Origin of the sequence: Bacteroides neonati, from assembly GCF_000499785.1 — a bacterium.
Lineage (GTDB): Bacteria > Bacteroidota > Bacteroidia > Bacteroidales > Bacteroidaceae > Bacteroides > Bacteroides neonati.
On the sequence record NZ_HG726019.1, the window covers coordinates 616921 to 629432 of the forward strand.

9 protein-coding genes are annotated in these 12512 nt (G+C 44.3%); 5 read left to right on the forward strand and 4 right to left on the reverse strand.

Annotation, left to right across the window (positions count from 1 at the left end; genetic code table 11):
* The first annotated feature begins 7 nt into the window (after positions 1-7).
* Positions 8-1219 carry an aminotransferase class V-fold PLP-dependent enzyme gene (locus TY03_RS02495; RefSeq protein WP_042367026.1) on the forward strand — a complete coding sequence of 404 codons (1212 nt, stop codon included), beginning with the start codon at positions 8-10 and terminating at the stop codon, positions 1217-1219.
* A gap of 105 nt (positions 1220-1324) precedes the next feature.
* Here the strand turns inward: TY03_RS02495 and TY03_RS02500 are convergent, their stop codons facing one another.
* Both TY03_RS02500 and TY03_RS02505 read right to left on the reverse strand, forming a co-directional pair.
* On the reverse strand, positions 1325-3073 hold the full coding sequence (locus TY03_RS02500; RefSeq protein WP_042367028.1) for a RagB/SusD family nutrient uptake outer membrane protein: 1749 nt from the start codon (positions 3071-3073) through the stop codon (positions 1325-1327).
* A 24-nt stretch (positions 3074-3097) separates the two neighbouring features.
* Positions 3098-6334 (reverse strand): SusC/RagA family TonB-linked outer membrane protein, encoded by a 3237-nt coding sequence (locus TY03_RS02505; RefSeq protein WP_074434121.1) that lies wholly within the window; start codon positions 6332-6334, stop codon positions 3098-3100.
* An 893-nt stretch (positions 6335-7227) separates the two neighbouring features.
* Here TY03_RS02505 and TY03_RS02510 point away from each other — a divergent pair.
* The 4 genes from TY03_RS02510 (at position 7228) to TY03_RS02525 (ending at position 9741) form a co-directional block, all read left to right on the forward strand.
* Positions 7228-7551 carry a heavy metal-binding domain-containing protein gene (locus tag TY03_RS02510; RefSeq protein ID WP_042367030.1) on the forward strand — a complete coding sequence of 108 codons (324 nt, stop codon included), beginning with the start codon at positions 7228-7230 and terminating at the stop codon, positions 7549-7551.
* A 106-nt stretch (positions 7552-7657) separates the two neighbouring features.
* Positions 7658-8221, forward strand: coding sequence for an RNA polymerase sigma factor (locus TY03_RS02515; RefSeq protein ID WP_042367311.1), 564 nt, complete (start codon positions 7658-7660; stop codon positions 8219-8221).
* Positions 8218-8628: a hypothetical protein gene (locus tag TY03_RS02520; RefSeq protein ID WP_042367032.1), complete on the forward strand. Its 411-nt coding sequence runs from the start codon at positions 8218-8220 to the stop codon at positions 8626-8628. The genes TY03_RS02515 and TY03_RS02520 overlap by 4 nt, the downstream gene beginning before the upstream one ends.
* 9 nt (positions 8629-8637) lie before the next feature.
* Positions 8638-9741 (forward strand): hypothetical protein, encoded by a 1104-nt coding sequence (locus tag TY03_RS02525; RefSeq protein WP_042367313.1) that lies wholly within the window; start codon positions 8638-8640, stop codon positions 9739-9741.
* A gap of 26 nt (positions 9742-9767) precedes the next feature.
* On the opposite strand, the gene TY03_RS02530 is transcribed toward TY03_RS02525, so the two are convergent.
* Both TY03_RS02530 and TY03_RS02535 read right to left on the reverse strand, forming a co-directional pair.
* Positions 9768-10190, reverse strand: a complete 423-nt coding sequence (locus TY03_RS02530; protein WP_042367034.1) for a Fur family transcriptional regulator — start codon at positions 10188-10190, stop codon at positions 9768-9770.
* A gap of 24 nt (positions 10191-10214) precedes the next feature.
* Positions 10215-12146 carry a heavy metal translocating P-type ATPase gene (locus TY03_RS02535; RefSeq protein ID WP_042367036.1) on the reverse strand — a complete coding sequence of 644 codons (1932 nt, stop codon included), beginning with the start codon at positions 12144-12146 and terminating at the stop codon, positions 10215-10217.
* Positions 12147-12512: the final 366 nt, after the last annotated feature.

Here is a 12512-nt window from a genome sequence, read left to right on the forward strand (position 1 = left end):
TACCATTATGAATATTCAACAGATTCGCGAAGACTTTCCCATCCTCTCCCGTGAGGTATATGGGAAGCCTTTGGTCTATTTCGATAACGGTGCTACGACGCAGAAGCCCAGACTGGTAGTCGACTCGATAGTCGATGAGTATTACTCGGTCAATGCCAATGTGCATCGTGGCGTACACTACCTGTCGCAGCAAGCAACCGAGTTGCATGAAAGCTCTCGCCGCACCGTACGCGAGTTTATCAATGCCGGCAGTACCAATGAGATTATCTTCACCCGCGGCACTACCGAGGCCATCAACCTGCTTGTATCGAGCTTCGGACAAGAGTTTATGGAAGAGGGCGACGAGGTGATTATCTCGGTCATGGAGCATCACAGCAACATCGTACCCTGGCAGCTCTTGGCTGCCCGCAAAGGCATTGCCATCAAAGTAATCCCCATGAACGACCGGGGAGAGCTGTTGCTCGACGAATACGAGAAACTATTCTCCGAACGAACAAAAATCGTGAGCATCGTACAGGTATCTAACGTACTGGGTACTGTTAATCCGGCCAAAGAGATGATTGCTACCGCCCATGCACACGGTGTGCCCGTATTGCTCGATGGCGCACAGTCGGTACCTCATATGAAAGTCGATGTTCAGGATTTGGATGTAGACTTCTTTGCTTTCTCGGGACATAAGATTTACGGACCTACGGGCATCGGTGTGCTCTATGGCAAGGAAGAGTGGCTCGACCGCCTTCCTCCCTATCAAGGCGGAGGAGAGATGATACAGCATGTTTCGTTCGAAAAAACAACCTTCAACGAGTTGCCTTTTAAGTTCGAAGCCGGAACACCCGATTACATCGGTACCACCGCACTGGCCAAAGCACTCGACTACGTCAATGGTGTCGGAATCGAACACATTGCCGCCCATGAACACATGCTAACGGCTTATGCTATGGAGCGTCTCCGGGAGATTCCCGATATCCGCATCTTTGGCGAAGCCGCAAATAAAAGCAGCGTGATATCCTTCCTCGTAGGCAATATACATCATTTCGATATGGGCACCTTGCTCGACAGGTTGGGCATTGCCGTCCGTACCGGACATCACTGTGCACAACCCTTGATGCAGCGATTGGGCATTGAAGGTACTGTTCGGGCTTCATTTGCCATGTACAATACCCAAGCGGAAGTTGATACAATGATAGCCGGTATTGAAAGAGTGAGACAAATGTTTTAGAGGAACAACCTAGTTTTGAACAAGAAAGCCTCTTATCCCATTTCAAGATAAGAGGCTTTCTTCAAATCGCCAATAAAGGCAGAACTCTTGATTAACTGTTCGCTCCTACTTCCAACCAGGATTTTGTGTCAAGTTCGGGTTGAGAGTTAGCTCAGTTGTTGGTAACGGATATAGCCAGCGGCGATCTTCCTTAGACCATTTCCGCCCTTGATCCCCAATTTTTTTACTCGCAGCATATTGATACAAATAGGTCTTTCCATTATACTCCACGACCGGTCGGCCATCGGTACCACCAAAAGTTACATTGTGCTCCTTATACTCTTTGATTACGGTTGGGGTAATGCACAAACCAAACATGGTTTTGGGGTTTTCAAGTAGTTTCATTGCATTCCAACGCTTTAGATCGTCCATGCGAAAATCCTCAGCAATCAGTTCGATACGTCGCTCACGACGAATCTCATAAAGTAAGCTCGAAAGAGAATATCCATAATCAACAGGGTTGGTGTCTGCTACCGGAGTAGTAGTTAAATGGGGCATTTCAACTCTATCACGAAGCTGATTAATCGTCATGTCTAACACGGCTTGTGTACAGAGCCCCAATTCGGCTTGCGCCTCGGCATAAATCAACAACACCTCGGCATAACGATACACAAACCAGTCGTAAGAAGTATTACGCGCTTCGGCCTGTCGTGTATCTGCCGAACGGAATTTAACACAAGGATAGCCTGTGATTGCTGCACTTGCCGTACAATCAGCTACCGGATTATATGTTTTCTCACCATTTCTTACAATATATGGCTTATGCTTATTATCAATAATCTGATAAATACGCGGGTCTCGATCTGCAAATTCGCTTTCCTGATCCTCATCACCCTTATAAAGAGGGCTTAGCGAAATAGGGGCTCCGTCTTTACATAAAAAAGATTCGACAAAGTCTTTGGATAATCCCATTCCGTTTCCACCGGCATTTCTACCGGTTTCGTGAGTCAGTATTCCTGTTTTATAATAACGACAAAGAATTCCTTCTTTATTCGTGCTTAAGTCTTCCTGGGTAAATTGGTTGGAATAGTAGAGTGGATATCCGTTATTGGAAAGCTGTCCGCTCCCATTGTCCTGCCCTTTCACAATTTCGTAACTACCGGTATCCATTACCTCTTTCGCCAAAGCAGCCGCTTTTTTAAGCAGTTCATCAGAGGTAGGAGCCCCCGATTCATTGTGGTACTTTTTATATGTACCGTAATATAAACAGATACGAGCCAATTGAGTACGGGCGGCATCTTTGTTTAAGCGTCCACTTTCCGACTTCTCTTTGGTAGGCAACCACTGAATGGCATATTCAAAATCTTCTATAATCTTAGCAAGTACATAGTCTCGTTTATCTCTGGGCTTATACAGTTCTTCAACGTCTTCTGTTTGGAGGTCTTTATCGTAATAGGGTACATCTCCGAAAGTTTTTATCTTATCAAAATAAATCATTCCACGAAAGAAACGCACTTCGGCCACATATATATTGATTTCTGCTTCGGCACCCTTTACACGCATATAGCGCTGCATAAAGTAGTTGCAGCTTCGCAGTCCATCCCACTTCCAGCCACCATCGGTAGAGGGTACGGAATATTCGTCAAACAAGTACTTCGAATAGTCCGTCGTAACAAAGTTATCTGTCTCTTTATCTCCATCGGCTTTAGGACTGCTGATATTACCATACAAACCGTTGGCATATAGTTTCAAATCATTTACCGTATTCCAATAAGTCTCGTCTGTGAAAGAGTCTTTCGGTGACAGATTAGTTACGTCACAAGAACCGAGCGTACCCATAAGGATAGCCCAATAAAATATATGCTTTATTTTCATTGTTATTATTTCTTAGATTAAACATTAAAACGTCAGATTCAATCCGATTGAATATTTCTTATTAATCGGATAAACCATATTACCCAGTGTTTCCGGGTCGAACGCATCAATTAGCGGCGTAAAAGTGAGTAAGTTTTCACCTTGAACAAAGATTCGCAAACGCTGAATTTTTGCGTGTGCCAGAATATGCTGAGGAAGCGAATATCCGAGTACTACATTCTTTAAGCGAATGTAGCTTGCATCTTGCAAGTAGCGTGTTGATGTCTGCCGATTTCCGCCATTGTTCCAGTTGGGACGAGGGAAGTAAGCCGCTTTGTTATCGGGTGTCCAATAGTCCAGTGCCGTAGTCAGCGGAGTATCCCACTCACTTGTAAAGCCCCAAAACTGACCGCCACCTACAGCGTAATCGCGTTTACCGACCCCTTGCCAAAACATATCAAAATCAAAACCTTTGTATTCAAATCCTCCCGTGATACCATAAGCATAGCGTGAGGTATTATTACCAATGACCTTGCGATCTCCCGGATCAGAGAGCGTATTTTTACCAATATTTATTTTGCCATCTCCATTGAGGTCTTCATACTTGACATCGCCGGCTGTCCATTTGCCACCATATAAGTATGACTGATCATGTCCTGCAGCTGCTTCTTGTTCCGTTTGATAAAGTCCATTGGATACATATCCCCATATTTCGCCCACTTTACGCCCAACATAGTTTTTATCGATAAGTCCTGTTGGATTTGCAAATTTGGTAATGGTAGCCTGATTATCAGATAGAACACCTTTAACATGATAGCTTAATCCCGAGGACAATCGGTCTTGCCAGCCGATAGAAATCTCCCACCCAAGTGTTTTTAGGTCTGCTGCATTCTGATTAGGTACATTGGCTCCCAATACTGCAGGCAGTGCTTGTCCGGCAGTCAGCATATCTTTGGTATCACGACGGTACCAATCGAAAGAGGTATTTAAACGCCCACCTAAGAAAATAGCATCAAAACCGACATTCATCTGGTTCACCGTTTCCCAAGTAAACGAAGGGCTCACCAAGCCCGGAGAGGTGATGGCAACGGGAAGTGATCCACCCAGTAAAGCACCATATTTCGTATTTGTACCATAGGTAGCCAGATAGGGGAAATTGCCTAAGTCGCCCGTCAATTGGTTACCCAGTGAACCATAAGAGGCACGCAGTTTCAAATCATCCCACCATGTCTTTAAAGGCGACCAAAAAGCTTCTTCAGAGATTCTCCAAGCAGCCGATGCCGAAGGGAAAAAGGCATAACGTTGCCCCTTGGCATAACGAGATGATCCGTCATAACGTCCGTTCAATTCGACCAAATACCGTTGTTTATAGTTGTAATTGATGCGGGCAAAAGCTCCATTAATCGCCCAATGGCTTGCCGAATAGCCGGTAGCGATATCTCCTGTAGCTTGATTTAAAGCCGGATTAGATGAATCAATCAACTCTTTGCGTCCTACATAATGATATTTCGTCTGTTTGTTTTCTTGATTGTAACCCATCATTATCTTGAAGTTATGCACATTGTCTTTGAGCGAAAAGCCATACTCGGCAAAAGCATTAAAGGCATTGTAATAATCATCGTCATTGGTTAAAGTGACACTACTCGGATTAGTCCAGGGATAATAATTCTCTGTTCCGGGCACAGCCGTATAATCATAGAAGTTACGCACATGCTGAGAAGTAGCTTTGCCGTAATAATTAAAGGTATAGTCAACATTGACTATCAACCCTTTCAATGGTGTTAATTTAAGCCCTCCGGTCATCCAGAGATCATTTTGTTTATATTCGGCATTACCTCCTTGGGCTTGTATAGCCACTGGATTAGTATAACCACCTTGACCGGCATAGTGCCCATCGGGATGTTTTACCGGCATCAACGGGCTTAAATCATTTTTCATCATCCCCGAATAAGCCGATAGACCTGAGTAGGCCGTATTATTCATGGCTGTCGTACCACCTGTAGGGTGAAGTTCAGTCGTATAGGTATGTGTAATTTTAGCAGAGACGGTTAACCATTTTGTTACATCGGTAGAGACATTAAGATTGGCATTGTACTTTTTATAATTATCATCGGCTGCCTTCAAGTTACCACCTTGGTCATTCATCCCCACCGAGAGGTAATAGGTTGTTTTCTCACTTCCCCCACTAATATTAGCATTATAAATCTGAGAAAAGGATGTTTTATACAATTCATTCCACCAATCGGTATTACCACAATACTGATACTTATAGTCACTAATTGATTTATCAAAAAACACAGGTGAATCATACGTACCATTAAAGTATTTTTCGGTATACGAATAAATGGCTTCTTGATAATAGCGTCCGCTACCACCACCATTCTGATAAGCGAGATCTTTCATCCTCAAAAAATCCATCGAGTTAACATTATGAAAGTCCATCGCTGCCTTCTGCCAGTATCCAGTAGCAGAAACGGAGACAGTTGGTTTGCCCGATCTCTTTCCTTTCTTAGTGGTTATCAAAATAACACCATAAGCGGCACGTGCTCCGTAGATGGCCGAAGAGGCAGCATCTTTGAGTACAGAGATAGACTCCACGTCTTCTGGGTTCACTAAGTTGGCATCCATTTGTACATTGTCTACTAGTACCAACGGACCACCACCATTCAACGAAGTAGTACCACGGATATTAAAATTAGAGCCGGAACCGGGAGCCCCGCCTTGACTCATGGTAATATTCAAGTTGGGCACTACTCCCTGTAAGCCTTGTCCGATATTACTAATCGGTCTATTGGCCAAGACCTCACCACCTACAGAGGCTACAGCTCCTGTCAAATTCGCTTTCCTCTGCGTGCCATATCCAACTACAACGACCTCTTCGAGAGTTTGTGCATCTTCTTTCAGCATTAATTTTAAATGGCTGGAATCTTGCACTTTAACAGTCAACGGGATATAACCCACATACGACACTTCAAGAGTCATATCCTTCTTTGTTACAATTGTAAATGCACCATTCATATCAGTAATAGTTCCATTACCAACTCCTTTTACCACTACAGACACACCTATTAACGGTTCTCCATTTTGGTCTACGACAGTTCCGGTTACCTTGACATTTTGTTGCTGTTGTTGTGTTGTTGTGACGGTGGTTCTTTCATACGTATCGGCCGCTGCAAACTGCGACACTGTACCTAATAGCAAGAAACTGATGCCTGCTATTTTCAATAAGTTCGTTTCGCGCAATTGTGCTAATCCCGCAAACTGGTTGTTTTTTTTTGCCATACATTAAATTATTCGGTTTAACATAAAAAAAATGTGTTTTAATAAAAGTAGAGTTGCATACTCCAAATAAGAATTGCTAGTGTTTCTCTGATTTAAGTTTTCATAGGCGACATGTGTTTAGTTTATAATATTTCAATAGATAGAATATCTATGCTGATCTATGCTGAAACTTCGATAAAAAAATAAATGAGAACAAGTATCTAGGTACTGTCGGAACTTATCCCAAAAGGGATTACGGGGCTCACTTTCTCTTTGGCAGAATATATCTATAACGGTCGTTTCATTATTACTGTCAATCATAAGTCATTTCATTTCGCTTATATTTGAATAAGATAAGCAGAGAAAATCCCTTATTTATGCATCATATAAAGATATTAGCGGGGAGGAAAGAATAACGTTATTAAACATAGATGTAAATATTGCCAAAATACAGATATAAAAAATCTCTTTTGATATTCTTTTTAAAGAATATCAAAAGATCAAAAACAGCGTACATTTCAATACGGGGCTCCATCCATCAGCTATTTGAGTCCCATCGAAACGTTCTACCAATATTCACCTACTCAATATTGAGTCTATCGTTGCCGTCCTATTATTGACTAACAGGAGAATAAAAATATTCATGAATAAACCACTATTATATTGGATATTAAAAAGATATTAATATATTTGCAAACACAAAAAGATAATAAATAAAAAAAAGATAGATCAAAGAACCCGCTATCAGTGAGTATTCGGGAATTTACCAAGTTCCGACAGAACTATAAACTAAAAAGTTATTTTTGACATCCGAACATCAATATACTCTTTACAAAAAAAGATTCTCTTCATTGCAACTTTTCCATAGTATCTTGCGTCTAATAGAACAGCAAATAACTTTTAAACAGAAAACTATGTTAGTAACTACCACTCCCACTATTGAAGGAAAACAAATAATTACCTATTACGGTATTGTTTCGGGCGAGACCATTATTGGCGCCAATGTATTTCGTGACCTTTTTGCCAGCATCCGCGACATTGTAGGCGGGCGCTCGGGTTCATACGAAGAGGTGCTTCGCGAAGCAAAAGAAACCGCTTTGCTCGAAATGCAACAACAAGCCAGTGCCATGGGCGCCAACGCAGTAATCGGTGTTGACCTTGATTACGAAACCGTAGGTGGCAACGGCAGTATGCTGATGGTTACCGCTTGCGGAACAGCAGTGAGGATAGCAGACTAATCGAATGAGTTTTACGGGTGAAGGCAATGCTTTCACCCGTTTTTTTTGTTTTTTATTCGACCAATCGTTCTCCATCACGTATCATATAGTAAATGGATACTACCTTATGACTAACGATCAAATACAAATGCTCATTGACAGAAGCTTACGGCACGATGCCGAAGCATTCTCCATACTTGTTGCTGAATATCAGCCGCTTGTGTTTCGATTGGCATTCAGATTGTTGTGCAACGAAGAGGAAGCCAAAGACATGACACAAGAAACCTTTATCAAAGTATGGCTTTCGCTGTATCGGTATCATCCTAAATTTCGCTTTTCGACCTGGCTCTATAAGATTACAGCCAACACCTGTTACGACCGATTGCGATTACTTCAACACGAGCCTAACCAGAGTAAAAACAGCATCACCGCATCGGATGCAGATTTAACTTCGAGCCATACGATTGAAGAGGAAGTGGCAAACAAGGAGCTGAAAGAGCTAATCATCCGGTTTACCGATGAACTGACCCCAAAGCAGAAACTCGTATTTGTACTGCAAGACATCGAGGGACTGGAACCGCAAGAGATCAGCGCAATCACCGGCTTATCGGCTGCCAAGATCAAAAGTAACCTCTATCTGGCTCGAAAAAGTATTAAAAAGAAGTTGAACGAAATAGATCCTGACTTATGAAACGAGAAGATGAATGCTATGCCCAACTCATCGAAGAGTTGAAAGGGAAATTACCGATTCTACGGGAACCGGACATACTGACTGAAGAAATTATACACAGAATATCTTCTTTGCCTGTTAAGAGAAGAACGAGTCCATACGTAGCAATCATCAGTGGCATATCGGGAGTGGCAGCCACCTTGCTGCTGTGCCTGTTGGTCAGCCAATCGATGGTTACACCTCTGCCGGTTCGCGATACGAGAATAGCCATGCCGTACAAAGCTCTTATCCATCTTCCCGAGGAGATGAGTCTTTCGCAAAAGAAGACCTTATTACTGGCAAGGTGGCAAACCCAGCAACAGGAGCAGGCTGCCAGAAGAGAGTTTCTTATCAAGCGGGCAAACGAAATGAAGTGCAAACTTAAATAGATGTTGATTATGAAAGCAAAACAATTACTCTTCGTACTCGGTTGTGTAGCCTTGACGACTACCTCTTGTGTCTCTTCGTATTATCGGTCGGTAACGCATGTCGCCCCCGACGGCACGATCGGGAAAACAATTTATGCGCTGGGCGATTCGGCTTTTATGGTGGGCAATACGGCACACAATCCATTCTTGTTTGTGTTGAACAACGATTGGCAGGTAACCCGCTTCGACTCGTGTATAGCATACGACTTCTTTGGTGAGAAGCGCAACCTCAACGTAAAAGCCTATCGCCACTATTCGTTCGAAGATGAAACACCTGTGCCACCCGTACGCGAAGTAATGCGCCCACTGGCAGCCCCCAAAGAGACGTTGAAGAAACAGTTCCGTTGGTTCTATACCTATTATACCTTTACAGCCGTATATCCGGAGATAACAGACAAAGGGCCGATACCTCTCTCTCGTTACCTAACCGAACCACAGCAAGCTCTTTGGCTACAGGGAGACATGAAGGGCTACCAAGGAATGAACGGCATCGAACTAAAAAGTGTACTCGACGATCTTGAAAAGAACTTCTTGCAATGGTACGCTCACTCGATGTACGAAATTAGCTTTGATATCGTACAGCACTTTGATTCCCTCTCGGAGGATAAACGGTATCTGCCTCGCCTGGCTGCATGCAAAGATTCGTTATTCCTGACCAATCAGCCGGGAAGGGAAGATCTGCCCGATTTTTCTCCAACTATCGTATGCGACCTCTTGGACACACACTTCCACACATTGCACTTTTCGAACGTGAAAAGCCGGTATGCGAAAGAGTTTGAGCAGCAATTAGAAGAGCAGAGTCAGTCCATCGACTTGTTCGATACATTCATTCAATACGATCTCAGCTTGCCGGGAGAGATCCTATCGGCCAATACGACTCTTTATCAAGATGGTGCTTTGGTTTGGAAAGTAGATGCGTACCGCAACCTCGCTGCCGATTATACCCTCACAGCACAATCGCGCGTTACGAATGTCTGGGCTTTTATCGTAACGTTCGGCCTTCTACTCGGTGCTATTGTCGGGTTAGTGACTTACTCTCGTAGTAGATATATATGCCCAAAGAGCAAAGGGTGATGAGAAGAACTTAAACGAACGTGCTTTCAACCGTTTTTCGAGCAGTGATCGCACAAACCTTTCATCACGTAGTTAATGCTTTCGAGTGTGAAGTTCCGCGGCAGAGTCACCGGAGGAATGTGGATCCCTTTCAAACAAAAGGTTCGCTGGCAGGAGGTACAGTAAAAATGAACATGCAGGTCGCCAATGCCACAGTTGCACTCACTACCGCAAACGGCATATTTCAAAGAGCCCGAACCGTCGTCAATGGAGTGAATCAGGTGATGCTTCAAGAACAGAGTGATGGTTCGCGAGAGGGTCGACTTGTCTACCGTATCGAGATAGGTCTCGAGATCGAGCAGGGAGAATGCCCGCTCAAACTGCATCATTGCTTTGAGAATCAGCAGCCGCAGAGCAGTTGGCTTAATGTCTCGTTGGCTTAACTTCTGTAGATACTCATTTGCTTCCATATACTTCCTCCCTCTTTTTAACGTTCAAAACTCTTTGCGCTGAATGCGTATGGCATTCAAAATGGCTAGTAATGCTACGCCTACATCGGCAAAGACGGCTTCCCACAACGTGGCGATACCACCAGCCCCAAGCAACAGCACAATAAACTTAACGGCAAAAGCCAATCCGATATTCTGCCACACAATCCGGCGAGTCATCCTCCCGATACGTATGGCCGTAGCAATCCGCGATGGTTGGTCGGTTTGCAAAACGATATCGGCGGTTTCGATGGCAGCATCGCTACCCAGTCCACCCATGGCAATGCCAATATGGCTCAACGCCAATACCGGAGCGTCATTGATCCCATCGCCTACGAAGGCTATTCGATTGTTCGGATCGGCTTTTAACTGCTCGATATGCTTCACCTTGTCTTCGGGCAAAAGATTGCCATAAGCTTGTGCTACTCCCAACCGGTTGGCTAAGGTAGTAACGATGGTCTGTTTATCTCCTGACAAGATCTGTATATTAGCAATATTTAATGATTGCAAGTCTTCAATTGCTTGAAGAGCGTCTGTCTTGGGGCTATCACTTACTAACAGATACCCACGGTACTCACCATCCACGGCACACGCGACAATGGTTTCGGAGATGGCTTGCAACTGCTCCGGAACAGTGATACCCTCGCGTACCAACAACAATAAATTACCGACCAGCACCTCACGCTCAGCAATAGTAGCTCTCAGACCGAACCCGGCTATTTCTGTTGCACGGGTAACCGGAAGCAAGGCTACACCTTCTGCTTCGACATAGCGAGCAATGGCTCGCGCTATCGGATGATTGCTTTGTTGTTCGGCCGAACCAATCCACTGCAACAGCTGCTGCTCATCGCCCCAGCTTAAACCTTGCACCCGCTGTACTTCAAAGGTTCCGTTGGTCAATGTCCCCGTTTTATCGAATACAACGGTGTTGATCTTCGTAATACCATCAAGATAGTTGCTTCCTTTGAAGAGAATGCCTGCACGCGAAGCAGCACCAATACCTCCAAAATAGCCCAACGGAATGCTGACAACCAACGCACAGGGACAAGAGATAACCAGAAAAACCAGACTGCGATAAAACCAATCGCTCCATACAAATATAAAATCGGCAGCGAACAGTGACCAAACAAAGGGAACAAGCACTATGAGCACAGCCAAACCGGTAACGATTGGCGTATAGATACGGGCAAACTTACGAATAAAGAGTTCGACCGGTGCTTTGCGTTCAGTTGCCTCTTGTACCAGTGTAAGGATGCGCGATAGTGCACTCTGGTCATAGGGTTTATCGACTTGTATGCGTACCACACGGTCGTTAACAATCATTCCCGCCCACACCTCTTCGCCCTTTCGAATCGTTCTCGGCACGCTTTCGCCTGTCAGTGCCGCCGTATTAAAGAAAGCTTGTTCATCAATCATGTGTCCGTCGAGAGGTACTCGTTCGCCTACTTTGACCTCAATGGTTTCGCCTACGCATACCTGCCGCGGGTGTATCTTAACAGGTATTCCGTCTCGATACACGGTTGCTGTTTCGGGGCGCACATCGAGCAATGCCCGAATGTTTCGCTCCGCCTTCCCTACCGCTCTTGCTTGAAACAACTCACCAATGGAGTAAAACAGCATCACTGCCACTCCTTCGGGATATTCGCCAATGCAAAAGGCTCCGATGGTAGCGATGCTCATCAGCGTGAATTCATTGAAGAAATCACGATGCATGGTGCTCTCTACCGCTTCTTTAAGTACCGGAAAGCCTACCGGAAGATAAGCGATCAGGTACCAAATAAAGGCAACGATTTTGGTATCAAACAGCCCGAAATGCCCCAACAGCACTCCGACAATAATCATGACTAAACTAATGCTTGCCGGAAGATAAATCCGGAAACGTGCTTTCTCTTTTTTCGAGTGATCGTCTATCGTTTGGTTGCAACAATTACATCCCATTTTTCGTTCATTTTAAAGTTTCTGCATGCAAAGATAGAACAGTTGGCATGCAACAAGGTTGCAAAAACAGACGAAAGGGGCTACGGAAAGAGAAAGGAGTGCTTCGTTTGTTCAAGAACGGTTTAGTCAGACCAAATGCACGGTACATTCAATCGAAATGAACCGTTGGTACAGAACAAAGGGTCGGACCATGAGAAGCAAAGGGTCGGATGATCCGGGACGGATGATCGGATGATCTGGGGCAGATGTTCCGACGATCAACCGATACCCCCTCAAAGTAGTCGATCGGTATCAGCTCTATGAGGCATCGGTATCGTGTTTTTTCTTTATCCGCTTTGTCTATTAATTTTTTCTTTCTCTTTTCTT